This window comes from Actinoallomurus sp. CA-150999, from assembly GCF_050942425.1.
GTDB lineage: Bacteria > Actinomycetota > Actinomycetes > Streptosporangiales > Streptosporangiaceae > Actinoallomurus.
The window spans coordinates 7,746,389-7,770,336 of record NZ_CP192063.1; the positions used below are offsets into that span (position 1 = coordinate 7,746,389).

Sequence of the window (23,948 nt, forward strand, 5' to 3'; positions counted from 1 at the left end):
CGGGGGCGTGATTCACGGAGACCGCATGAGCATGCCGCCCGAGCCTCCTGAGCTGAGGCGTCTGACCGGCCGCCGCCGCCCGTCGCTGTCGGCGGCGCTGTTCGTCCTCGTCATCTTCGTCATCCCGCTCTCCCTGCTCGCATTCGGATCGGTCGCCGAGGCGACACGGACGGTGGACGCCTACCGCGCCACCCACAACGGCATGCGGGGCGTCCTCACGGTCGAGTGGAGCACCCGCCGGCGGAAGGGCGGCTACGCGACCTCGGGATCGTTCGTCTCCGGCGACGGCGCCGTACGACGCTCGGTGACCCTCGACGGCGACAAGCGGCATTCCTATGACCAGACGATTCCAGCGGAGATCTCGGGCGCTCACGGGACGGTGGCCTATCCCCGGAACTCCCACGCGTGGATCAGCGACGTCGTCATCACGCTGATCACGGGTGGGCTCGCTCTCACGGGAGTCGTCCTGCTGCTGTCCGTCGGCCTCAACCGGATGCGCCGCCGCTGACGCTCGACGGTCACACCACCGCGATCCCAGACGGTCATGGCCGCCTGGGATCGCGAGGCAGGGTCACGCGACGAGGCGCAGCCAGGCCGCCGCGAGTGCGGCGTGACCGGCCGGCGTCGGATGCACGCCGTCCTCAGCCCAGTGCTCCGGCTCGGTCGTCGCGGCGAGCTCGGCGAACATGCGGTCGGCGGCGAGCAGGTGCGCGCCGTACTCGCGGGCGAGCGCGCGCACGACCTGGATCTTCGGGTCCAGGTCGGCGCGCCACTCCTTCCGCTCCTTCTCGCCGACGTGCGTGTTGCCGGCCTCGACGCTGCCGCTGATCGGCAGGAGGAACGGCTCGATGAGGATCAGCTCCGTGCCCGCCTCGGCGAGGGGCGCGAGCAGGCGGTCGTATCCTGCCGCGTAGTCCTCCGCGGGGATCACGTGGCCGTCCGGGTCGATGGTGTGCCAGCCCATGTCATTGACGCCGACGAGGATCGACACCACGGCCGGGCGCGCGTCGAGCACGTCCGCCTGCCAACGGGCTTCGAGATCCATCACCTTGTGGCCCGCGATCCCGGTGTTCAGCCAGGTCACCGCCCGGTCCGGATGGCGGAATCCCCACTCGCCCGCGATGCGCAGCGGGTAGCCGAACCCGAGGCCGTCTTCGCTCTCCAGCCGTTGGCAGTCGGTGATCGAATCGCCGGTGAACATCACGGTGCTTCCCGGTCGAAGGGTGATCGTCATGCGCGCTCCTGGAACTCGGTCGTTGCCGGACTACCGAACCAATGGCCGGCGGCCCGCTCGAATGCTTCGCGGTCAGGGTCGCGATCACCTGCCCAGACGACTACGCCGTCGGGCCGGACGAGCACGGCACCCGCTCCGAGGTCGTTCCTCGCCGGCCCGGCCGCATACCGGATCCGGCTCTCCCAGCCCATCGCCGAACCGTGCAGGCGTCGGTCGGTGCTGAAGTCGAGAGCGACGCCTCGTCCGTCCTGCATCAGGTCGCCGAGGCGAGTGCCGTCCTCAAGACGAAGGTCCGGGGCGTTGCGGCCGACCAGCGGTTGCTCGCTGCCAAGGTCGTAGCGGATCGACGATCCCGATATCTTCCCGAACAGGTAGGTCGTTCCGTCACGGGTCCCGAGCAGGTCGCGGATCACTCCTTGGACCGCCTGGCCAAGCGGGTCCGACCTCATGGCCGCCGTCTGGGCGCGCGTCCAGTCGAGCACCGAGGCGCCGATCGGGTGACGCTCGCGGGTGTAGGTGTCGAGGAGCCCGTCCGGCGCGTACCCGTGCACGGTCGCCGCGAGCTTCCATCCCAGGTTCATGGCGTCGCCGATGCCGGTGTTGAGTCCCTGCCCGCCAAGGGGTGAGTGGATGTGCGCGGCGTCGCCCGCGAGCAGGACGCGCCCCTGCCGGTAGGTCGTCGTCTGCATCGCCCGATCGGTGAAGCTCGAGGCGAGCTGGACGTCGCTCAGCGTCACGTCGGTGCCGGACACACGGCGCAGAACCGCCTGGAGATGCTCGCGAGTCGGCTGCTGCGAGCGGTCGAACGCGCCGCCGTCGAAGTCCATCATGCCGATGTGCCCTTGCGTGGGCGTCTGGACGTACATGCCCGTCGGCGTCAGGTTGAACCCAGGGCTCAGCTTCTCGGGATCGGCGATGGTGACGAGCGCGGCGTAGCCGGTGAACTGCGGCTCGGTGCCGACGAACGCGAAGCCCGCGGCCCCACGCACCGCGCTGCGGCCACCGTCGCAGCCGACGAGCCAGCGCGCCGCGTACTCGTGCTCGCCGGCGTGCGCGACCACGGTCTCATCGTCCTGCGCGATGGCCGAGACCGTGACGCCGCGCCTGACCTCCACGCCGAGCTTGGACGCCCGCTCGGACAGCACCGTCTCGACCGCTTCGAGGCTTGCCATCACGCCCTGCAGCGCCGGGCTGGGAAGCCGGAACGGCAGGGCGGCGACGTCGATCTTGGCCGGATCGAGCACCATGCCGGCGAAGTGGCCCGCGGCGCGAGGGGGTGACGGCTCGTCCGCGTCGAGGTTCGCGCCGGGATCCTCGTCGATGCCCGACGCCGTCAGCAGCGGGTGCAGCATCCCGCGGCGATAGAACGCCTCGACCGACGCGGCGGACAGGCCCCGCATCCCGAGCGGCTTCACCTTCCACGGAGAGCGGGGCTCCGGCTCCCGCTCGAGCACCAGGACAGAGCAGCCTGCGAGGCCGAGCTCACAGGCGAGGAACAGACCCACCGGGCCGGCGCCCACGATCACTACGTCATACACGAGAACTCCCTTTCCGACGCTCGCCGTCCTGTTCTCTTCAGACACGCAGAGACTGGCGCGAGCCGGTCACACGGGGCGCACACGCCGCTGACACGGGCGCACACCGCGCTGACATCGGCGCACACGGCGCCGACATGGGGGCCGCACACGGCGCCGGCACTCCCGTCCTGCGACGCGTCGGCACTGCGTTCGAGCACCCGGCAGCAACGGGAAGGCCAGGACCCTGCCGGGATTTGGGGACTCGAGGGTGCGCGCGCGAAGATCGGGAGATGGACGGGGATGCGCGGCTTCGCGTCACGCTGCTCGGCGCCTTTCAGGCGTCTCGCGGTTGACGCCGCCCTGCCCGTTCCGGGTGCGCGGTTGCAGGGCCTGCTCGTACGGCTGGCGCTCGCCAGCGGGCGCGCGGTCGAGCCGGGCGTCCTGGTCGACGCGATCTGGGCCGAGGACCTGCCGGCCGGTCCCAATGACGAAAGGGGCCGGAGAGATCCGGCCCCTTCCTCGTATCCGGGTCGGCTACTTCTGGGCCTCGTACTCGTCCATCGCGCGGCCGATCTTGGCGAACTTCTCGGTGCGGTTCACCGCGGGCTGGACGCCCGGGTTCGGGCGGTTCGCGTCCTGGTAGCGCCAGCCAAGGTTGCTGAACGCGACGATGATGTAGTCGCGCTTCGCCTGGCCGGGCAGGGAGTGCACGATGCCCGCGTCCCCGGCCGCGAACGCCGTGAGCCCCGTCTTGTGGGCGAACGTCACCTGACCGGCGTCCTGGCAGGGCTTCACCGGGTACTGGTACTTGCCGTCGGTCGGGTCGTTGTTGACCGTCACGGTGCCGTCGGGGCCGATCCATCGGTCCGCGATCCGCTGCGGCATGCCCTGGGCCGGGTAGCTGTAGCCACAGTAGTTGGTCGTCGACAGGACGTTGTTCCAGCCCTGGTCGCCGAGTTCCTTCATGAAGTACTCGCGGGAGGACTTACTGAGGATGTCGCTCGTGACCGGCTTGCCGTTCGGAGCGGTCCACGCCTTGCCGGAGACCCCGTTGATGAGCATCAGCAGCTTGGCCGTGTCCAGCGACGACATGGTGATCTGCGGGGACCAGTCGCCGTTGGCCGGGTCGGTGCCCTTCAGCTGGAGCATGTCCAGACCGAGGTCCTGGAACTGCTGGTTGAGCCAGTCGACCCCGCCGTGCTCGTGCATCACCTTGATGAGCGTGCACGCCGAGCCGTTGTCGGAGATGGTGATCATCCGGTCGAAGTACTCGCCGATGGTCCGGGTGGTGGCACCCTCGCAGCGATCGGAGGGCTTCGTCGGGTTGTAGGCGTAGGTGTCGCTCAGCTTGATGGCACCCTTGTCCACCAGCTGCATGATCCCGAAGCCGACCATCAGCTTGACGATCGACGCCGAGTAGGGCTCCATGTAGTCGATGGGCGCGTTCTCGCGGCCCGGGACCGTGTCGGTCGTGCCCTGGCCGTTGTTGGCGTCCCACTGGTCGGTGTCCCACAGGCGGTACCGCACGGCGGTGGTGCGGAGGTTCTTGTCCACCGGGACGACGACGCCGTCCTTGTACTTCGGGCTCATCAGGACCGTTCCCGACGAGGTGGGGCGTCCCTTCTTGTCGAGCTCGATGACGGTCATGTCGACCTGCGGCTGCTGGTGGATCGTCGTGGCCGCGGCGGCGTTGAGTGCGGGAGCGTGCTTCGGCCGGCCCGACTCGGACTCCGGCTGGGCGTCGAGAGCGCGGGCCTGAGCCGATCCGGGCGGAGTCGTGTCCACCAGGTCGCCGAAATTCTGCGCGGCCATGACGGCCTTGAGCCGCTCCGCGAGGTCGCCGGACCCGCGCGTGGCAGCGTGGGCCGGCTGGACCAGAGTGGTCGTCAACACGGCCGCGCTACCGAGCGCGACCAGTGCCTGACCGTGTTTGCGAATTCGAGACAAGATCACCGCGCCACAGTAACCCGAACGTGATCACCAGTTGTTGATCTTCACAAAAACGGCCAAGGACGTTTACTGGACGCTAACTCCAGCGGTTCTCCGCCGCGGAGACGCACGTCGTACGCGCCGCTGCCCGGCTCACCCGATGAGCGCACCTGCCATGGGCGGTGCGGCTTCCGCGCCGACCATGTCCCCGCAGACGGAGCGGAGCTCCCCGGCGAAGCGGGCGACCTCCGCCTCGGCCGTGGTGACCGCCTCGGCGAGCGCTTGACGCCCGGTGCGCGCGATCACCGGGGCGGGCTCGGTCGCGAGGTCGACCGGACCCGCCAGGGTCAGTACGGGTCCGTCTCCGCTGACGGTGAGCATGGGGTGTCCGATCCACAGGCCCGCGGGCACCGGGTCGTCGTGCAGCGTGGCCTCCCGCCAGTCCCGCAGGTTACCGATGTCACCGCAGCAGCCCGGAAGCGCCAGGCACCGGCCGTCGGGCGTCTCGAGCATGAGGCCGCCCGGGAGCGCCACGACCTCGTCCACGGCCTGCTCCCGCGTCGCGGGGTCCCGGATCCGGGCGAGCAGGAGCTCACCGTCCTCATCACCGGTCGCGAACAGCGACGCGCGGACGAGCCGGGTGAGGCCGGGTCCGCGCAGGTCGACGGCCCGGACCAGCCACGGGTGTGCCGCCACCGGCGCGGGAAGGCCCGCCTCGACGATCTTGAAGCGGGAGTACGCGTCCCAGCGGGGTTCGGTGATCGGGCCGAAGTCCTCATCGCCCAGCACACCCGTGTACGCCTCGACGACCGGAACCAGCCGGACGCCGTTCAGAAGCTCCACCGATCCTCCCTCGGCAGCGCGGGGACCCGGTGACCGTACGGGAGCCGGGGCGCCCGGCGCCACAGGGTTTCCCGTGGCGCGGGCATGGTGCCGGAGAGCATTCAGTATGCCGCGTTGTGGGCCGACAGGATCGGCTCAAGGTTCGAGGCGTGCGACAGACCCGGATAGGTGTCCCCCGGACCGCCATTCTGGTTATCGCGGTAAGAATAAACGACATCGGCCGGCGCGCCGGGCAATGCCGCATCCCACGCGTCGATCAGGCTCTGGAGCTGCGATTGCGACGGGATCTTCCAGCCGTCTCCGCCGAAGACCTGGAAGGTCGGAGCGAGCTGAGACTCGGCAAAGTACTTCTTCGCATTGGTCACCGCACTGGTCACCTGGGTCAGGTCGCAGGTCGTGGCGCCATTCTTGTTGCAGGGGTAGGGGTCGAGCGCGAAGATGTCCACATGCGTGAGCGATGAGGCGACGCCGGCGTAATTGTGGCTGTACTCATCCACCAGATAAGCCTTCTGCCGGCTCTTTCGGGCGATCACCTTGCCACTGGCGTCCAGACAGTTTCCACTGTTGTCCACTTTGGGATGCAGCTTCGCGGTGTCCCAGTACGAGCCGCGCCAGCCTTGGCAGTGAATGTAGTCGGCACGGTCCCGCAGCCGGGACGCGATGTTCGCACAGCCTTTGCTGTCGGGCTCATCGAAGATGAAGTAGCCGTAGACCTTGGCGTTGTCGATGTTACGGTCCACCAGGGCACGGAAGTCGGCCCACGACATGATGCCGTCACTGTCGCACACGGCACCACCGGTCCACTCCATGCCTTGCACTCCTGACGGCAGGCTGCTGGATTCGCCCGGCCCGACATCGATGACGTTGTAGCCGAGCGATTTGAGGTGAGCCGCGTCGCCGACGGTGGTGTTCTGAATGAAGTGAATGCGCTTGGCGGCGGCGCGCACCTGACCGGCCTTCTCAGCGGACGCCTGCCCCGGAATGATCGCAGCGGCGGCGGCGGTGGCCGCGGCGACGGCGACGACCCCCAGGCCCCCGCCTAGCATTCGAGCGACTTTCACCGACAGTCCTTTCAAATAGATGAATTCTGCGAATCGGTCACTGCCGGAGCGTCGTGGCCCGGGTCCGGGCCACGACGTCGGGCGCGCTACTCGGCCCTGATCTCCAGGCCGTAATTCAGGGTGGTGGACAGGCCGTTCGCCTTCAGCTGGGCGCGCAGTTGGCTCCATGCCTGCGCGGCGGTGTTGCCGCCGCCGGGGTACTGGTCCATGGCACCGGGAATGCTGAGCGGCTTCTTGTGACGGTTCTTGCCGTACTTGCTGATCAGTGCCCACTGCTTGGCGTTCGCCGGGTAGTAGATCTCCGGCGTGACCGAGGCGCCGCGTACGCCGGTCGACAGGTACCAGAGGGTCTCCTGCGTCCAGCCGTGGTCGCAGGCCCCGCCGCTCGCGCTCGCCTGCGGGCATCCGTCGGCCGAGCCGAAGTTGAGGTAGCCGCTGCCCTTGACCGACGAGTAGCCCTTGGCCCAGGCGACCGCGGCGCTCGCGCCGCCGAAGCCGGGTTCAAGGTCGTTGGCGCCGACGATGGTCGTGTGCGGCGCGTGCTTCGTAGCCCAGGAAGCCGCCGTGGCGACCGTCTTCGCCCAGGTCACGCCGAGGGACCGGGTGACGCTGACCGAGTTGTTGGTACCGACGCCGAGGGTCAGACGGGGCTTGTTCGAGCCGACACCCTTGGAGTAGCCGGCGGCGAACTGCTCGGCGACCGCGGCGATCTGCGCATTGCTCGCATGGGTGCGCCGGCCGATGATCAGTGTGCCCTTGCCGGTGGACAGCTGGCCGCCGAAGTCCAGGATCGCGATCCGGCCGGTGCCGGTCTTGGCGTCGTTCTTGCCGGCGGCCAGGCCACGCGCGTATGCCGTCTTCGTGCTCAGCGTGTTGATGTAATAGCTGTTCTTGCCGACCGGCGCTTTCGCGTTCGCCGACACCGCCGATGACGCCATCCGGGCCGACGGGGACGCCTGGTGTGACGAGCCGAAGGCCGGCGCGGCCCCGCCCGCCGCGGCCGCGAGCGGCAGCGCGATCGCGACACCGATCAGCAGGCGGCGACGGGCCTCGCCATGCTTTCCAAGCATGTGCATCTCCATCCGTGTCGGGTGCGGCGGCCCCACGGGACCGCCGGAGATCGATCACGAACAAAAACGCATTCGGCATTTCTCTTGCAACGTATTCGAATGGAATTAAATAGATCCGCCCGGCACCCCATTTTGACCAGATTAAAAACCAGGAACGATAGCGCCGTTATTCACGCCCGAATGACGGGTGCCCTAGCGAGGATTCGCGCTCAGCACGTCCTGGAGGGAGATCGGTGGGCGGCCGGTCAGCTCGGTGACCTCGCCCGATGCCTTCGCCCACCGGCCCTGCCGCACGGACTCGAGCATGCCGGTGTAGGCGTAGGTCCACCACGGCTCCTCGCCGCGGCGCAACAGCGCGGTGGCGAACTCGGCCGGCGTGGTGGCCGCGTACCCGTATCCCGCCGCAGCGGCGATCGCCTCGACCGTGAGGCTCTGCGCTCCGGTCACGTCGTAGTGCCGGTCGGCGGGTTCGCGCAGCGCCAGGGCGGCCAGGCAGCGCGCCACGTCCTCCCGGGCGACCGGCGACACGCGAGCGGCGTCGGCCGGGAGCGCGACCGTACCGTCCACCGCGACCTGGCGCAGCAGGCCGAGGAAGAACTCGGTGAACAGACCCGCGCGCACGATGGAGTACGGGCGCCCGGACGCGCGCAGCGACCGCTCGGTGCGGCCGTTGGTGAACGCGTAGCAGAACGGCGAGTCGAGGTCCACGTCGAGGCCGCTGAGCAGCACGACGTGGCCGACCCCGCAGCGGACCGCCGCGTCCAGGACGTTCTGGTGGTGGACCACGACCCGGGCGGCTTCGCCGTCGCTGGAGACGAACACGAGCGTGTCGACCCCGTCCAGCGCCTTGCGCAACGCCTCCGGCTCGTCGTAGGGCGCGGTCCGCCGGGACAGCGCGACGATGTCGTGGCGTCCCTCGTCGGCCAGCAGTCGCGCCACGCGACCGCCGATCCGACCGGTCCCCCCGGTGACCGCGATCCTCATCGCCCTCCCCTCGTCTGGCACCCGTACCGCCCGTCAAGACCGCCGCGGCTCAGAGCTCCAGCGTCAGACCCGGCGGCACGCCGATGAGCGACACGGCGCCCTGGGGATCGACGTCGACAGAAAGGGTCGCGTCGCCGACGCGCACGTTGCTCACGGACAGCGCGCCGAAGTCGCGCAGCGGGGACACGGTCAGCCGGCCGGACGGCACGTCGACGTCCAGTCCGAGGAGCGCCGTGACCAGGGCCGGCGAGACTGCGGCGGCCCATGCCTGGGGCCGGCATGCCGCGGCGTACGGCACGGGGCCCACCGACCTGCCGTCGTCCGTCCGGCCGGCCGGGCCGCTGTGCCTGGAATGGGAGACCGTCCGGCGGCCGTGCGCGGAGCCGTGGCCCGGCGGGGCGTCCTGGCCGCCGAACAGCTCGGGCAGCCGGTAGTCGAAGCTCGGCGCGGCGGCGATCAGGCCGCGCGCCAGGCTCGCGGCGACGTCGGGGTGACCCGCCCGGACCAGGCCGAGCACGGCGATCACGGTGTCGTGCGGCCAGACCGAGCCCAGGTGGTACGACAGCGGGTCGAAGCCCGCCGAAGTCGTACCCAGCGTCCGCAGCCCCCAGCCGGAGTCCAGTTCGGCCAGCCGGGGCGCCACCCGGTCCTCCTCGGCCGGGGTGAGCAGGCCGGTGCCGAGAAGGTGCCCCATGTTGGAGGCCGGGCCGTCCACCGGCTCTCCCCTGCCGTCCAGCGCGATCGCCGGATACCCGTCCACCCAGAACCGCGCCCGGAACCGCTCCGCGAGGGCGGCCGCCCACTCCCGGCGGCGTTCGCCGCCCGGCCGGCCGAACGCGTCGAGCAGGTCGGCGCCGAGCATGGCGGCCTGGTAGGCGTACGCCTGCACCTCCGACAGGGCGACCGGAGGCTCGGCCAGACGGCCGTCGGCGTGCTGGACACCGTCGGTGGAGTCCTTCCAGCCCTGGTTGACGAGCCGGTCCGGCGACCCGGTGTAGGACAGGAAGGCGTCGCCGAAGCCTTCGAGCCAGTCCAGCGCCCGCTCGGCGGCGGGCAGCAGCGCCTCGACCTCGGCGGCGGGCATCCCCCACCGCCACGCCTCCGCGAGCGTGGTGACGAACAGCGGCGTGGCGTCGACGGTGCCGTAGTACACCGGCGGCAGCCAGCCCGCGGCGTGCACGGGCCGCAGCTCGTGCGGGATCTTGCCGGGCGCCTCCTCGGTCTCCGGGTCGTGGCGGACGCCCTGGTGCCGGGCCAGGGCCCGCAGCGTCCCGGCGGCCAACTCGTACCCGAGCGGGAGCGCCAGCCGGGCGGTCCACAGCGAGTCCCGGCCGAACAGTGTGAGGTACCACGGGCTGCCGGCCGCGCAGTACAGGTCGTTCTCGTCGGCGAGCAGCAGCGCGCCGAGGTCCGCGATCCCCTGGCCGACCAGCGCGTCCAGGCGCCGGTCCGCGGACCGTACGGTGAGCGGCGCGGCCGACCAGGGCGGCGGCGCACCCGGCGGCAGTGGCCGGAACCCCTCCACCGGCGGAGGCGTCGCCCGTACGGTCAGCGTGGTCGTGAACGCCTCCCCCGGCGCCAGCGTCGGCTCGGCCCGCAGGCGCCCGGTCAGCAGCACCGTGTAGCCGTCCGCTCCGGTGTGCGCGATCCCGTCGCGCAGCGGCGTCGCATCCGGCCGAAGGCCTCCGCCATCGCCCGACCTGCCCGGCTCCCCGGCGCTCCAGGCCTTGACGTCGCTGATCTCGGCCAGGTCGGCGGCCGCCTCGACCGCGACGGCCACCGTGACCGGCTCGGCTCCGGCGTTCCGGACGCGGATCTCCTCGGTGCCGCCGTCGCGGCCGACCGTACGGGTCCGCTCGATCGTCAGGTCACCGAGTTTCGCGGTGAACCGCGCGCCGTCCGCCCCGAGCGGGGTCGCGTCGACCGGCTCGGGCTCGGCCCCGTCGAGGGTGAGCACGAGCCGTGACAGGACCCGGCGGTCGGCGACGTACAGCCCGTCGGCGCCGCCGGTCAGCTGCCCGCCGGGCGGGGAGAGCCAGATGGCGGGCGCGGCCACGCAGGTGAGGTGGTCCTGGAGGGACTGGGACACGGGGAACTCCGGGGGGTGGGAGTCCGTGGGGACGCCCCGAGGGGCGTCCCCACGGGTTTTCATCTAAGGGTCACGGCGAGCACGGCGGTGCCGCTCACGGATCCGGCGTCGGCCACGACCTCGGTGCCGCGCGCGGTCTTCCGGACCTGGTACTTCACCGCGTGCCCGTCGAGGGTCACCGACGCGACCGTCGCACCGCTCGGCAGGACCTGCCCGATCAGCAGGCTCGCCTTGGCGGACCGGCCGGTCACGGTGGTGCGCAGCGACTTGCCGGCGGCCTCGGCGGCCACGTCGACCGCGCCGGCGCCGACCCGGATGTCGCGCCCGGCGACCCGGGGCTGGCCCGGCGGCACCTGCGGGACGACCTCCAGCCGCGCCCGGCCCATGTCCGGGGAGACGCCGAGCTGCTGGTGGACGACCGGCCACAGGTTGCCGTACGCGCCCCACGCCTGCAGGACCATCGAGCGTCCGGTCAGGGGACGGTCGATGTTCGCCGGGTCGAAGTCGGGGCTCGGCGCGATCTCCGGCATGGCGCCCGGCATCTCCCACAGCGACGGGTCGAGCTGGATCCGGGCGTTGTCGGTGGTGTACGTCCGCTGCTGGGCCAGGCGGCCGTAGTTGCCCTCGGCGACGGCCATGATCCCGTTGCCGAGCGAGAAGACCTCGCGGTCGCTCTGCACGGACGAGACGACGCCGTCACAGGACGGTCCCTTGTTCCCGCCGTCGGCCGAGGTCGGGCCGGTGCCCGTGTGGTAGAGCCCGGTCGTGCCGGTGTAGCAGGACTGCTCGCGCCGGGCCAGCGCCGTCTGGGCGTGCTGGTCGTCGGCGAGCGGACGGGTGACCTGACCGGGACGGACCAGTTCGGCGTCCATCGGGGTCACGCCGATCCAGTGCCGCTGGAAGATCTTCGTGTTGTCGTTGGCCGGGTCGTCGGACTTGTCGATGGAGTCGGCGTACTGGGCGGTGTCGCCGCCGTACCACCAGGCTCCCTCGAACTTCTTCTCCAGCGCATCGGCGTGCCCGCCCGCCCAGGCGGCGGTGGCGCCGTCGCCCTCGGCGGTGGCCAGGTCGGCCAGGTCCCGCAGACCACGGATCGTGTACACGGCGTTGTCCAGCTTCTCGACGCCCATGCCGGGACGCTCGACGTTGCCGGAGCCCTCGGGCCAGCCGTCGCCGTCGCTGTCCAGCTTCTCCACGATGTAGTGCATGTTGCGCTTCGTGAAGTCGTACATCGAGTCGAGGAACGCCCGGTCACCGGTCCAGCGCCACAGCAGCGCGACCGCGCTGGGGAACTTCGCGGTCTCGTCGGTGTTGCCGGCCTCGCCGTTCGCGCCGAAGTAGACCGAACCGTCCGAGACGACCTCGTGGATCACCTTGCCGCTGCGGTCGTTGACGATGTCGCTGGTGTCACGGACGGCCCGCAGGTGGTCCTCGATCGAGGAGAACTGCCCGGCCGCCACGGTCGCGTAGGCGGTGTACTCCCCGTCGGTGCCGAACAGCCACGGGTAGTCCGGCCAGCCGGCGCCGAGCCAGCGGGCCTTGGCGACGGTGCCCTTGGGCGCCGGGAAGTCCTTGCCCTCGTGCGTGACCCGCAGCTGCAGGTCGCGGGCCTCCTGCACGGAGTCGGCGAGGTTCTGCTTGCTCCACTCGACGCTCTGCTGCAGGAGCCGGTCGCCGGGCAGGTCGACGACGGTGTTCGCGGCGACCGCGCGCCGTGCGGCGACCTTCCGGGCCAGCAGGCCGGCCGGGTTCTTCAGCGCGGTGCGCAGCGCGCCCTGCGCCTCGGACATGCCGTGGTCCGAGCCGGCGACCGCGAGCCAGACGGTGGACTTGCCGCCCGCCGGGACGGTGACGTCGTACGAGAGCCGCCCGCCGGTGCCCTTGCCGAACGCCGTGTCGTCGCAGCGCTTGGGCTGGTCGCCGCTCGCGGGGCAGACGACGGCCGGGTCCTGCGGTCCCCGGTGGTCGGGACCGAGCTGGTGCGCGACCGGGGTGCGGTCGGCGGAGACCAGCGCGGCGTAGTCGTGCCGGGGCGCGTTCGGGACGTTCGGGGTGCCCTGCTCGCGGAAGACCAGCCCGCCGTTCTCGTACGCGCCGGTGTCCGGCAGGTTGTTCGCCTGCTGGTCGGGCGTTGTCCAGCCCCACGGGTAGGCGGTCATCAGCTCCGAGTGCGCGTCGACGTCGAGCCGCACGGTCTTGCGGGACGCGGAGCTGAGGGTGATGCCGATGAGCCCGGCCCGTACGCCGTCGGGCGCGACGTCCGTGCGCTCGGCCTGCACGCCGTCCGCCGCGCGGTAGGCGATGCGGGTGTAGCCGTGCCCGGCGGTGAACCGCTCGGCCGTGGCCTGCTTACCGAGCCACGCGCCGTCCAGGCCGAACCAGACGCCGTCGAGCAGTTTCAGCGGCGGGGTCCAGAGCCCGCCCATCTCTCCGTTAATGTGCCAGCCCGCCGCCGGGTAGAGCCCGTCCTCGGTGGACACGGAGTAGAACCGGTCCCCGACGACGACGGAGCGCCGGTCCGGCAGGCGGGTGGTCTCCGACAGTTCGGCCGGGACGGCCGACGCGCCACCGCTCGTCGCCGCGCGGACCGGGGCGGTCCGCGCGGCGACGGTCCCGGCGATCAGGACCAGCGCGGCGGCGACAGCGGAGACGGGTCGTAGGACTCGTCTTCTCATCAGCAAACACCTCTCGTGGACGACCCCCGAGATGGATAAAACCAGGGCCTTTCTCGAAGCCCCGCTGTGCTACGAACGGGGACTTCGCGACAGACCGGTCAGTCGGACACCGCGAGCCAGGCGGCGGTGTCCGTGGGCAGCAGGCCGCCGTCGAGCGGACCGCTGGCGAGCAGCACCTCGGTGTCGGCCGACAGCTGGTACGGCTCGCCGGACAGGTTGACGACGCAGGCGAAGCCCGGAGCGCGGGTGAACCGCAGCACACCCTCTGGAGCGTCGTCGTCCCAGGTCAGGCCGCCGTCGCCCAGGGCTGCGCGCTCGTGCCGGAGCCGCAGCGCGGACCGGTAGAGCTCGAGCATGGAGGCCGGATCGCCGGCCTCCGCCTCGGCGGAGTAGCCCTTCCAGGACTCCGGCTGCGGAAGCCACGGCGTGCTCCCGTCGGGGCCGAATCCGTACGGCTCACCGTCACCGGACCACGGAATCGGCACCCGGCAGCCGTCACGGCCACGGGACGTGTGGCCGGAACGTTCCCAAACCGGGTCCTGCAAGGCCGACTCGGGCAGGTCCTCGACTTCGGGAAGGCCGAGCTCCTCGCCCTGGTAGACGTACGCGCCGCCGGGCAGGGCCAGCATGAGCAGCGCGGCGGCGCGCGCCCGGCGGGTGCCGAGCTCCAGGTCGACGGGCTCCTCGACGTCGCCCTGGGGACCGCGCCCGCCGGTGTCGCTCCGGCCGTACCGCGTGACGTGGCGGACCACGTCGTGGTTGGACAGCACCCAGGTGGCCGGCGCGTCCTCCTGGGCCAGGGCGGCCAGGCTCCCGTCGATGACGGAGCGCAGGTTCGCGGCGTCCCAGGAGGCCCGCAGGTAGTCGAAGTTGAAGGCGGTGTGCAGCTCGTCGGGGCGGACGTACCGTGCCAGCCGCTCCGGGCTCCCCACCCACGCCTCCGCCACGAACGTGCGGTCGCCGTCGTAACGGTCGGCCACCCGCCGCCAGCCGCGGTAGATCTCGTGGACCCCGTCGCGGTCCCAGTGCGGGTGGTCGAGGCGCGTGGTCGGCTCGAGGACGTCCTCTTCCTCGCCGCCGAGGTCCGGCAGGCCGTCCTGCTTGATCAGGCCGTGCGCGACGTCGATGCGGAAGCCATCGACGCCGCGGTCGAACCAGAACGCCAGCACCCGCTCGAACTCCGCGCGGACCTCGGGGTTCTCCCAGTTCAGGTCCGGCTGTTCGGGGGCGAACAGGTGGAGGTACCACTCTCCGTCCGGCACCCGGGTCCAGGCCGCGCCGCCGAACGTGCTGCGCCAGTCGTTCGGCGGCAGCTCGCCGTCGGCCCCGCGACCGGTCCGGAAGACGTACCGGTCGCGCTCGGGGCTGCCCGGGCCGGCCGCGAGCGCGGCCTGGAACCACGTGTGCCGGTCGGAGGTGTGGTTGGGAACGATATCGATGATCACTTTGAGACCCTGGTCGTGCGCGTCGCCGATCAGGGCGTCCGCGTCGGCCAGGGTCCCGAACATCGGGTCGATATCGGTGTAGTCCGCCACGTCGTAGCCACCGTCGGCCATCGGCGACGGGTACCACGGCGTGATCCAGACGGCGTCGACGCCAAGGTCGCGCAGGTACGGCAACCGGGACCGAATGCCGGCGATGTCGCCGATCCCGTCACCGTTCGCGTCGGCGAAGCTGCGAATGTAGATCTGGTAGATGACGGCGCTGCGCCACCAGGGGGCGTTGACGTACACGGTTTCCCTTCGGGGGTTAAGGGATGGTTTCCCTTCGGGGGGTGGGGGGACTGCGTCGCGCTACTTCACGCCGCCGGAGGTGAGACCGGCGATGATGCGGCGCTGGAGGACCAGCACGACGATGACGAGCGGCACGGTGACGAGCACGCCGGCCGCCATCTGCGTGCCGAACGGCTGGTCGAACCCGTACGCTCCGGTGAACTTGGAGATCGACACGGTGGCCGTCTGCATCTCCTTCTTGTTCACCATGCTCAGTGCGATCATGAACTCGTTCCACGCGGCGATGAACGCGATGATCGCGGTGGTGAAGACGCCCGGCGCCGCGAGCGGAACGATGATCTTCCGGAATGCCTGGCCGCGTGTGCAGCCGTCGACCATCGCCGCGTATTCCAGCTCGAACGGCATCTGCCGGAAGAACGCGGTGAGGTTCCAGACCGCCAGCGGCAGCGCGAACGACAGGCTCGGCAGGATCATCGCCTGGTAGGTGTTGATCCACTTGATGTCGGTGAACAGGTGCAGCAGCGGGACGAGCAGGGAGATCGTCGGGAACATCGACGTCGCGACGATGATGCCGAGCGTGATGTTCTTGAACCGGAAGTCCAGCCGGGCCAGCGCGTACGCGGTGAAGGTGCCGACGACCAGCGTGAGCACCGTCGTCGCGCCCGCGACGACGAGGCTGTTCAGCAGCGCCCGCCCGAACCCGACGTCGGGCTTGAACACCACCGTGAAGTTCTTGATCGAGAACGGCAGGGGGATCGGCGAGTTGCTGAACTGGTCCTCGGGCCGCCGGAAGGCCGACACGACCATCCAGTAGAACGGCGCCAGACAGTAGAGCGCCACGACGATCATGCCGAGGTACGAGAGCACCTTCCGCAGGTTGACGCCCCCGCGTCCGGTGGACCCCGACTTTGTAGTGGAAATGGCGGTCATGCCGTTACCTCCCGGGCGGCACGCGCCCCCTTCTTGGCTCGCTTGGACGTCGCGGACTTACGCGACCGCGCCTCGCCGATGATGTCGGCACCGAGCAGCTTCACGAAGGCGTACGCGATGACCACGACGTAAACGAACAGGATCGTGGCGAACGCTGCCGCCGGGCCGTACCGCAGGTTGTTCGCCTCGTCGTAGGCGAGCATGGACAGGGTGTTCACCGAGTCCTTGTGCGCGCCGATCAGGACGAACGGCAGGTCGAACATCCGCAGCACGTCGAGCAGCCGGAACAGCACGGCGACGAGCAGGACCGGCTTGATCAGCGGCAGGGTGATCTTACGGAACGTGTGCCACGCGCTCGCCCCGTCGACCTTGGCGGCCTCGTAGACCTCGGCGGGGATCAGCTGGAGGCCGGCGAGGGCGAGCAGGCCGACGAACGGCGCGGTCTTCCACGTGTCGGCGATGATGACGGCGACCTTCGCGTGGAAGCCCTCGGTGGTCCACAGGACCTGGTGGCCGATGATCGCGTTGGCCACGCCGTCGGCCTGGAACACCCAGCGCCACAGCAGCGCGGACACGGCGGTCGGGATCGCCCAGGGCACGAGGATGCTCGCCCGGACGAAGGCCCGGCCGCGGAACGCCCGGTGCATGATCAGCGCCATCGCGATGCCGAGCACGACCTCGATGATCACGCTGGTGACGGTGAAGAACGTGGTGTTCCAGAACGCGTTCCAGAAGGCGTCGGACTTCACGCCGGTGAAGATGTCGGTGTAGTTCTTGAGGCCGACGAACTTGTCGCCGCTGACGACGAAGCCGCTGGCGTCGAGGCCCTGGTTCTTCTGGTAGAGCGACTCGCGAAGCGCCTCGACGATGGGGTAGCCGACGACCAGGGCGAGAACCAGGAAGGTCGGCGAAAGCAGCACGGCGGCCAGGCGACCCGAGCCCTGGACATCGCGCTTGTTCTGCTTTACCGGCGCCGCGGCTGCCGGTTCGGCGGTAGTAGTGGTCATGGAGCCCTCCTCGGGGCCCGTGGCGGGACGGCGGGCGTCCCGCCACGGGGCACGGCTATGGCGTGACGAGCTGTCCGAGCTTGGTCTGCAGGTCGGCCAGTGCCTGGTCGGTGGTCGACTTGCCGGTGAGGGCCGAGTAGGCGGCCTCCTGGATCGCGGCGGTCACGTCGTTGTACCGCACGGCCTGCGGCCGCGGCTTGGCGTTCTGGAGGGACGCCTTGAGCGTCTGCAGGTAGGGGAACTTCTTCTGCAGCTCCGGGTCGTCGTACAGCGACGCCAGCGTCGGGGCCTCGGAGGACGCGATGAGGTTGGCGCGCTCGGTCTGCTCGCTGGTGAGGTACTTGATGAAGTCCAGCGCGGTGGCCTTGTTCGGGGCGAACTCGGAGATCGCCAGGTTGTGGCCGCCGAGGGTCGGCGAGCCGGGGCCGCTCAGGCCCGGCAGCGGGGCGACGGCGAACTTGCCGACGACCTTGGAGTCACCCTTCTTGTTGGACAGGGCGTACTGGTACGGCCAGTTGCGGAGGAAGACCAGGTTGCCCTTCTCGAACGCGCGGCGGGACTCCTCCTCCTTGTAGCTGATGGCCTCCTTGGGGATCATCCCGCTCTTGAAGCCCTGGACGAGGAAGTTCAGGCCCTGCTTGGCCTGCGGGGTGTTGACGTTCGGCTTGCCGTCCTCGCCGACGACCACGCCACCGGCGCTGTTGACGGCCTCGGAGAAGTTGACCGTCAGGCCCTCGTACTTCTCGAACTGGCCGGCGTAGCAGTTGTTGCCCTTGAGCTTGGCGCAGTCCTGCTGCATCTCCGCCCAGGTCTTCGGCGGCGCCGTGATGCCCGCCTTGTCCAGCAGGTCCTTGCGGTAGTACAGCAGACCGGAGTCGGTCTTCCAGGGGGCGGCGTACAGGTTGTTCCGGTACTCGGCGGTCTTGGTCGCCGACGGGAGGAACTTCGTCAGGTCGAACTGCGTCTTCGGCAGCTGCGTGACCCACCGGTTGGCCGCGAACTCCGCCGTCCACACGACGTCCAGGTTCAGGACGCTGTACGCGTTGGACTTGGTCTGGGCGTTCTGCACCATCTGCTGCCGCTGCGCGTCCGCGTCCTCGGGCAGCTCGACGATCCGGGCCTGCTCCTTCGGGTGCTGCTGGTTCCAGGCGTTGACCAGGTTCTGCAGGTTGCCCGACGTGTCCTTACCGGTCGCCAGCGTGATCGGCCCGCGGCCGCTCAGCGCACCGGCGTTCTTGGAGCCCTTGTCGTCGCTCTTGCTACCGCCACACCCTGCGGCCATCACCGCGACGCTCGTCGCGACGACGGTCCAGCGGGCCATCTTCGATATGGATGCCACCTTTACTCCATCCTCGGGGTTGTTCACTACAGGGGTCGGATGTCGGTCTTCGTAACTCCCGTGCCACGAGTTCTGGACGCAACATCACCCCCTCGGGCGGGGAATCACTGCCCTGGACCCGTGCCTTGAGCAGGCCGACGACGCGGTGCGCGACCTCGTCGAGCGGCTGCCGGATGCTCGACATCCGGGGTGAGATCAAGGTCGCGGCCGGTGAGTCGTCGAAGCCCACGACCTCGACCCGCGGGCGGCCGTCCGCGTCCAGGCCTCCGGCGAGCCTGGCCCCGACCGCGTGGGTGTCGCTGCCGCACACGAAGGCGGTCGGCGGCGTGGGCGACCGCATGAGCCGCTCGGCCGCCTCGGCCGCGACGGCGACGCCCTCGGCGCACACGCCGATCAGGCCGTCGACCGGCAGGCCGTGCCGTTCCATGGCCCGCAGCCAGCCCTTCCGCCGCTCGTCGCCGAACCCGGTGCCCTCCGGCCAGCCGAGATAGGCGATCCGCTGGTGCCTGCGCACGACGAGATGGTCGACGGCCTGCTCGATGCCGTACGCCCCGTCGACGTCCACCCAGGTGTACGGCCCGTTCTCCTGTCCCCAGGGCCGGCCGAAGCAGACGAAGGGGATGCGGCGCTCGGCGAACCACGGCAGCCGCCGGTCCTTGGCCGACACGTCCGCCAGCACGAAGCCGTCGACCGTGCCGGTGCGAATCAGGTCCTCGTACACGGCGAGTTCCTCGTCCACGGCCGTCGGGGCGAACAGCAGGAGGTGGTAGCCGGCCGCCCCGGCCGCCGACGTGAGGGCGTAGAGGAAGCGGTCCAGGAAGTTGCTCACGCCGATCGGCGCGGCGATCTTCAGTCCGATGCACCGGCTGGCGCGCTCGCGCAGGTTCTGCGCGGCGCGGTTCGGACGGTAGCCGAGCAGCTCGATGGCCTGCCGCACGCGCTCGGCCGTCTCGGGCGCCACCCGCGCGGGAGCGTTGAGCACGTTCGATACGGTCTGGCGCGAGACACCGGCGGCCGCGGCGACATCGGAGATCGTGACTCCGTTCGCGTTTCGGCCGCTCATGCCTCTCCCTTGCGTCGGATTCGGAAGTTTCCGTCACAACCGTGGCGATTTGATCGTTCAAATTGCCACCGCGCGAGAAGTCATGTCAAGCACATGTCACACACGTTTCCAGCTCGTTACACGGGCGTGTCGGGAGCGAGTCCTGGCTGCTCCGCGTCCCCTGGACAGGACGATGCCACTGCGGAGCGCCTCCGGGAAGAGGTTTGAGGTTCCCTTGAGGTGATCGCTTCGGGGGGGAACATCGGGGCGGAGCCGGGTCGTTGACGTCATGAGGATCGAACCGATGAGGGGGGATGTGGTGTCCGCGGCGTCGGACCCTTCCAGTCCGGGGGCACCACGGTGGTGAGCGCCCTGGCCGGCGTCGTCGCCATCCTGGCGCTGACGGCCGCGACCGGTTACTTCGTGGCCCAGGAGTTCGCCTTCGTCTCCGCCGACCGGGCCGCGCTCAGCACGGAGGCCGAGCACGGCGACAAGCGGGCCGCGCGGGCCCTGACCGTGATGAGCCGGCTCTCGTTCATGTTGTCCGGTGCCCAGCTGGGCATCACGGTCACCGCCCTGATCGTCGGCTTCATCGCCGAACCCGCCATGTCCGCGCTGATCGCCCCGGCACTCGGGCACCTGGGCCTGTCCGGCGGCGGGGCCGACGGCGTCGCGGTCGTCGCGGGGTTCCTGCTGGCGACCGTGATCCAGATGGTGCTCGGCGAACTGCTGCCCAAGAACCTGTCGCTGGCCCGGGCCGAACCGGTCGCCAAGGCCCTGGCCGCCTCGACGCTGGCCTACCTCGCCGTGGCCGGCCCGCTGGTGCGGTTGTTCGACACCACCGCGGCCCGGCTGGTGCGGTTGTTCGGAGTCGAGCCCGTGGAGGAGCTGCACCACGGGGCGACCCTGGAGGAGCTCGGCGACATCATCGGCGAGTCCCGGCGAGCGGGCCACCTGCCGCCGGACCTGTCCGACCTGCTCCAGCGCGCGCTGACCTTCCGGGAGCGCACCGCGGCCGAGGTCATGGTGCCCCGCCCCGACGTCGTCGCCGTCCCGCGGACCACGACCGTGGCGGAGCTGACCGACCTCGTCGCCCGCGCCGGCCACACCGACTATCCGGTCTGGGAAGGCGACATCGACGACGTCGTCGGCGTCGTCGGCGTCCGCGAACTCGCCGCCCTCGACGCCGATGGTGGCGACGACCGGACGGTCGAGACGATGATGCGCCCGGCGCTGCTCGTCCCGGACACGCTCGAGGTCCACGAGGTCACGGCCCGGATGTGGGAGGCCCGCCAGGAGTTCGCCGCCGTCGTCGACGAGTACGGCGGCCTGGCCGGGATCCTCACCTTTGAGGACATCGCCGAAGAGCTCGTGGGCGAGATCGCCGACGAGAACGACGCCGCGGAGGCGGACCCGACGCGCGGCGAGGGGGTCTGGGTGCTGAACGCCGCGACGCGGATCGCGCAGGTCCGCGACCTGACGGGGCTGGCGCTGCCCGCCGACGCCGCCTACGACAGCCTCAGCGGACTGGTCATGACCAACCTCCACCGGCTGCCGCGCGCCGGCGACCGGATCGAGGTGGAGCTCGACCCCGGGTACGGTCCGCCGGGACGCGCCGAGATCGAGGTCCTCGCGGTGCGCCGCCGCGTCGCCCGGACCGTACGGCTGCGGGCCCTTCCGCTCGCCACCGCCGCACCTGACGGGGAGGCGTCGTGGACCCGCTGACCTCCGCGCTGGTCACGCTCCTGCTGCTGGCCGGCAACGCCTTCTTCGTCGCCTCGGAGTTCGCGCTCGTCGCCGCGAAACGCCCCCGGCTCGAGCGGGCAGCCGCGCGCGGCGGTAGGGCGGCACGGGCGGCTGTCGCCGGGATCGACGAGCTGTCGCTCATGCTGGCGGGGGCACAGCTGGGCATCACGATGTGCTCCCTGGGGCTGGGCGTCGTCACCGAGCCGACCTTCGAGTCCGTGCTCGACGCGCCGCTGGCGGCCCTCGGCGTCCCCGAGGCGGCCGGGCACGCGGTGGCGTTCACGCTGGCGCTGGGCGTGGTGACCTTCCTGCACATGGTCGTCGGCGAGATGGCGCCGAAGTCCTGGGCGATCGCGCATCCCGAGCGGTCCGCCCTGGTCCTCGCGGTCCCGTTCCGCGGGTTCGCGCGGCTGTCGCGGCCCCTGCTGGCCGCCCTCAACGGGGTGACCAACGGCCTGCTCCGGCTCGTCGGCGTACGGCCACGGGATGCGGCGGAGGCGCCCGCCGACCCGCAACGGCTGTCCCACCTGATCGGCGAGTCGCGCCGGCTGGGGCTGATCGACCACGCCGAGCACGACCTGCTGGGCCGGGCCATCACCACGCGGAACGCGGGCATCGACCACCTGGTCGTGCCCGCCGAGCAGGTGACGGTGGTCCCCGCCGACGCCGCCCCCGAGGAGATCCGGCGGGCGTCCGCGGCGAGCGGCCACACCCGGCTGCTCGTACGGGACGGCAGGGCCGGGATCCTCGGCCTGCTGCACGTGCGCGACGCCCTCCCCCGCGCGGCCACCGGCCGGGCCGCCGCGGACATGACCTATCCGCTGCCCACGCTGGCGCCGGGCACCACCGTGCTGGCCGCCGTGAGCAGGCTGCGACGGGCGCGGGCCCAGCTCGCCCTCGTCGCGACCTCCGACGACCCGTTCCTCGGCATCGTCAGCCTCGACGATCTGCTCAGCGAGCTACTCGCCGGCAATCCACACTGATCCGGACGCGGCCGAGGCGTACCGGTCGCGACGCGGTCGCCGTCGTGGCTGGGGCTCGCCGGCAATCCGCACCGAGCCGGACGCGGCCGCCGGTCGGCCGACGCGGTCGCCGGTCGCGGCCGGGGCTCGCCGGCGTGGTTCGTGCTTCCGCAGGGTCCGTCCAGGAGGCGAGCGTCCCGCGCCGACGCCTCCATGGACGCGCCGCGACGGGGAGTGGGTCGTCAGCCCTTCCAGCGCAGGCAGTGGAACGCCTCGGCCAGCGGCTCGCCGCACTGCGCTCCGCGGATCGCGGCGAGCGCACGGAGCGCCTCCTCCGACCGTGTGTTCGGGTGCGTGCGCCACTGGCTCGTGTAGCGGCGGAGCCCCTCGATCTTGCGGTCGAGGTCGACCGGCTCGACGACGACGTGGAAGTTCCGGGGCGAGACCGTCTCGCCGCTCCAGCCGTCGGCCACCTCCTCGTACATGAGGATCAGGTCCGGCTGGTGACGGTCGCGCCGGGGGCCCGGTCGCAGTGCGGTGATCGCCGCCGCGGCGACGGCGCGGTGGTCCTGGTTGTAGCTGCTGAGCTCGGGGATCAGGACGACGGACGGACGGATCTGGGAGACGGCGAGCGGGCCGTCGCGCTCGATGAGGTCGATCAGACGCTGCTGGGGCAGCTGGTCGAGCCTGAGGTGGAACTCCTCGCCCGGCAGTGCCAGGTGGTGACCGTCCAGGGTGACGTACTTCGCGACGTCGTCGATCTCGCGTTCGCGTTCGCGGCCGGTCGAGCGGCCGGTCCGCGAGAAGTCACGCGTGTCGCCCACTGTGACGAAGAGGACGAACACCTCGCCCCCGGCGCGTTTCACCCGGCTCATGAGCGCGCCGCAGCCCAGGAGCTCGTCATCGGGATGGGGAGCGACCACGAGGAGCCGCTGGTCCGCCCAGTCAATGGTCATGTGCCACTCGCCTTCCGCCGGGATCATCTCGTCGCCGTCACGGCGACCATTTCCTTCGACACGAGCATCTCGCCGCTCGCCGGGCAGTAGGCCTTGAGCGCGTCGAGCGAGTAACCCTCACGTTCGGCGATCTCCTCGTAGAGAAGGGTCGAACAGAAATAGCGGAGAAACTCCTCCCGATCCGGGAAGGTGAGGACTGAATTGAGGACTTCCGCCCGGACCCGGCCGAATATCTGCAGCGAGCGCGGCAGGAATTCCTTGACGATGCGCTCGGTACGCCGCAGCGTCTTCTCGTCGACCCGGCGACCGGTCACCTTCTCGTTGAACTCGTACAGCTCCATGACGTTGCCCGGGCCGGGACCGACCATCACCAGCTCACCCCCGGGCACCAGCACCCGGTGCAGTTCACGCAGCGTGAAGTCGGCGTCCTGGGCGTTGTAGATCGAGAAGTTCGCCGTGCACAGGTCGAAGGACCCGTCGGCGAACGGCAGCTTGTCGTCCATCGACCCGATGTGCAGGGCGAGGTTGCCGGCGTCCGGATGGCGCCCGCTCGCCCGCTCGATCAGTCCGCCGTCGCGGTCGATCCCGGTCACGGTGCCGTCCTCGCCGACGTGCCGCAGGAAGAGACCGAGGTGGTTGCCGTCCCCGCACCCGAGGTCAAGGACATGGCGCGGCCGGTTCCAGGCGAGAAAGGCATCGATCCAATCACCGATCTCGAAGTTCCCGAAGAGTTTGTGGGCGCGGATGCGGTTCGCGAGACGGTCTTGGGTCTCCTGGTAACTGATGTCCATTCTCTGCGTCACCTCGCTGAGAAAACGGGTCGGTCGGCGT

19 protein-coding genes are annotated in these 23,948 nt (G+C 70.6%); 3 read left to right on the forward strand and 16 right to left on the reverse strand.

The genetic code is table 11. The annotated features are described in order from the left end of the window. The first annotated feature begins 25 nt into the window (after positions 1-25). Positions 26-508: a hypothetical protein gene (locus ACQP2O_RS35865; protein ID WP_433172985.1), complete on the forward strand. Its 483-nt coding sequence runs from the start codon at positions 26-28 to the stop codon at positions 506-508. Positions 509-571: 63 nt separating this feature from the next. On the opposite strand, the gene ACQP2O_RS35870 is transcribed toward ACQP2O_RS35865, so the two are convergent. From ACQP2O_RS35870 to ACQP2O_RS35935, 14 genes are all read right to left on the reverse strand, one after another. Further along, on the reverse strand, positions 572-1,234 hold the full coding sequence (locus ACQP2O_RS35870; RefSeq protein WP_433172987.1) for a GDSL-type esterase/lipase family protein: 663 nt from the start codon (positions 1,232-1,234) through the stop codon (positions 572-574). Continuing rightward, a complete protein-coding gene (locus tag ACQP2O_RS35875; protein WP_433172989.1) occupies positions 1,231-2,772 on the reverse strand; it encodes an FAD-dependent monooxygenase in 1,542 nt (513 codons plus the stop codon). The genes ACQP2O_RS35870 and ACQP2O_RS35875 overlap by 4 nt, the downstream gene beginning before the upstream one ends. A gap of 513 nt (positions 2,773-3,285) precedes the next feature. Then, positions 3,286-4,704 (reverse strand): serine hydrolase, encoded by a 1,419-nt coding sequence (locus ACQP2O_RS35880; protein WP_433172991.1) that lies wholly within the window; start codon positions 4,702-4,704, stop codon positions 3,286-3,288. 129 nt (positions 4,705-4,833) lie between these two features. Further along, positions 4,834-5,523, reverse strand: a complete 690-nt coding sequence (locus ACQP2O_RS35885; RefSeq protein ID WP_433172993.1) for a hypothetical protein — start codon at positions 5,521-5,523, stop codon at positions 4,834-4,836. A 101-nt stretch (positions 5,524-5,624) separates the two neighbouring features. Next, positions 5,625-6,584 (reverse strand): hypothetical protein, encoded by a 960-nt coding sequence (locus tag ACQP2O_RS35890; RefSeq protein WP_433172995.1) that lies wholly within the window; start codon positions 6,582-6,584, stop codon positions 5,625-5,627. A gap of 86 nt (positions 6,585-6,670) precedes the next feature. Next, positions 6,671-7,654 carry a hypothetical protein gene (locus tag ACQP2O_RS35895; protein WP_433172997.1) on the reverse strand — a complete coding sequence of 328 codons (984 nt, stop codon included), beginning with the start codon at positions 7,652-7,654 and terminating at the stop codon, positions 6,671-6,673. A 192-nt stretch (positions 7,655-7,846) separates the two neighbouring features. Next, complete coding sequence (locus ACQP2O_RS35900) at positions 7,847-8,638, reverse strand: SDR family oxidoreductase (protein WP_433172999.1); 792 nt, start codon at positions 8,636-8,638, stop codon at positions 7,847-7,849. A gap of 49 nt (positions 8,639-8,687) precedes the next feature. Beyond that, positions 8,688-10,727, reverse strand: coding sequence for a glycogen debranching N-terminal domain-containing protein (locus tag ACQP2O_RS35905; protein ID WP_433173001.1), 2,040 nt, complete (start codon positions 10,725-10,727; stop codon positions 8,688-8,690). A gap of 59 nt (positions 10,728-10,786) precedes the next feature. Then, complete coding sequence (locus tag ACQP2O_RS35910; RefSeq protein WP_433173003.1) at positions 10,787-13,402, reverse strand: hypothetical protein; 2,616 nt, start codon at positions 13,400-13,402, stop codon at positions 10,787-10,789. Between the two features lie 98 nt (positions 13,403-13,500). Next, positions 13,501-15,135 carry a glycoside hydrolase family 13 protein gene (locus ACQP2O_RS35915; RefSeq protein WP_433173005.1) on the reverse strand — a complete coding sequence of 545 codons (1,635 nt, stop codon included), beginning with the start codon at positions 15,133-15,135 and terminating at the stop codon, positions 13,501-13,503. Positions 15,136-15,195: 60 nt separating this feature from the next. Further along, positions 15,196-16,065 (reverse strand): carbohydrate ABC transporter permease, encoded by an 870-nt coding sequence (locus ACQP2O_RS35920; protein ID WP_433173007.1) that lies wholly within the window; start codon positions 16,063-16,065, stop codon positions 15,196-15,198. After that, positions 16,062-17,072, reverse strand: coding sequence for a carbohydrate ABC transporter permease (locus tag ACQP2O_RS35925; protein WP_433173009.1), 1,011 nt, complete (start codon positions 17,070-17,072; stop codon positions 16,062-16,064). Before ACQP2O_RS35925 ends, ACQP2O_RS35920 begins: the two co-directional genes overlap by 4 nt. A 55-nt stretch (positions 17,073-17,127) precedes the next feature. After that, complete coding sequence (locus ACQP2O_RS35930; RefSeq protein WP_433173011.1) at positions 17,128-18,411, reverse strand: ABC transporter substrate-binding protein; 1,284 nt, start codon at positions 18,409-18,411, stop codon at positions 17,128-17,130. Further along, positions 18,332-19,474 (reverse strand): LacI family DNA-binding transcriptional regulator, encoded by a 1,143-nt coding sequence (locus ACQP2O_RS35935; RefSeq protein WP_433173013.1) that lies wholly within the window; start codon positions 19,472-19,474, stop codon positions 18,332-18,334. Before ACQP2O_RS35935 ends, ACQP2O_RS35930 begins: the two co-directional genes overlap by 80 nt. A gap of 339 nt (positions 19,475-19,813) precedes the next feature. On the opposite strand from ACQP2O_RS35935, the gene ACQP2O_RS35940 reads away from it, so the two are divergent. Beyond that, on the forward strand, positions 19,814-21,178 hold the full coding sequence (locus ACQP2O_RS35940; protein WP_433173015.1) for a hemolysin family protein: 1,365 nt from the start codon (positions 19,814-19,816) through the stop codon (positions 21,176-21,178). Next, a complete protein-coding gene (locus tag ACQP2O_RS35945) occupies positions 21,166-22,182 on the forward strand; it encodes a hemolysin family protein (protein ID WP_433173017.1) in 1,017 nt (338 codons plus the stop codon). The genes ACQP2O_RS35940 and ACQP2O_RS35945 overlap by 13 nt, the downstream gene beginning before the upstream one ends. 221 nt (positions 22,183-22,403) lie before the next feature. On the opposite strand, the gene ACQP2O_RS35950 is transcribed toward ACQP2O_RS35945, so the two are convergent. Beyond that, positions 22,404-23,117 carry a PIG-L deacetylase family protein gene (locus ACQP2O_RS35950; protein ID WP_433173019.1) on the reverse strand — a complete coding sequence of 238 codons (714 nt, stop codon included), beginning with the start codon at positions 23,115-23,117 and terminating at the stop codon, positions 22,404-22,406. Between the two features lie 23 nt (positions 23,118-23,140). Further along, on the reverse strand, positions 23,141-23,908 hold the full coding sequence (locus ACQP2O_RS35955; protein WP_433173021.1) for a class I SAM-dependent methyltransferase: 768 nt from the start codon (positions 23,906-23,908) through the stop codon (positions 23,141-23,143). Positions 23,909-23,948: the final 40 nt, after the last annotated feature.

Excerpts from the sequence above, each read along its gene's own strand:
- ACQP2O_RS35865 (WP_433172985.1), top strand. The coding sequence starts at position 26 with ATGAGCATGCCGCCCGAGCCTCCTGAGCTGAGGCGTCTGACCGGCCGC.
- ACQP2O_RS35910 (WP_433173003.1), bottom strand. The coding sequence starts at position 13,402 with ATGAGAAGACGAGTCCTACGACCCGTCTCCGCTGTCGCCGCCGCGCTG.
- ACQP2O_RS35925 (WP_433173009.1), bottom strand. The coding sequence starts at position 17,072 with ATGACCACTACTACCGCCGAACCGGCAGCCGCGGCGCCGGTAAAGCAG.
- ACQP2O_RS35900 (WP_433172999.1), bottom strand. The coding sequence starts at position 8,638 with ATGAGGATCGCGGTCACCGGGGGGACCGGTCGGATCGGCGGTCGCGTG.
- ACQP2O_RS35870 (WP_433172987.1), bottom strand. The coding sequence starts at position 1,234 with ATGACGATCACCCTTCGACCGGGAAGCACCGTGATGTTCACCGGCGAT.
- ACQP2O_RS35950 (WP_433173019.1), bottom strand. The coding sequence starts at position 23,117 with ATGACCATTGACTGGGCGGACCAGCGGCTCCTCGTGGTCGCTCCCCAT.
- ACQP2O_RS35955 (WP_433173021.1), bottom strand. The coding sequence starts at position 23,908 with ATGGACATCAGTTACCAGGAGACCCAAGACCGTCTCGCGAACCGCATC.
- ACQP2O_RS35895 (WP_433172997.1), bottom strand. The coding sequence starts at position 7,654 with ATGCTTGGAAAGCATGGCGAGGCCCGTCGCCGCCTGCTGATCGGTGTC.
- ACQP2O_RS35935 (WP_433173013.1), bottom strand. The coding sequence starts at position 19,474 with ATGAGCGGCCGAAACGCGAACGGAGTCACGATCTCCGATGTCGCCGCG.
- ACQP2O_RS35920 (WP_433173007.1), bottom strand. The coding sequence starts at position 16,065 with ATGACCGCCATTTCCACTACAAAGTCGGGGTCCACCGGACGCGGGGGC.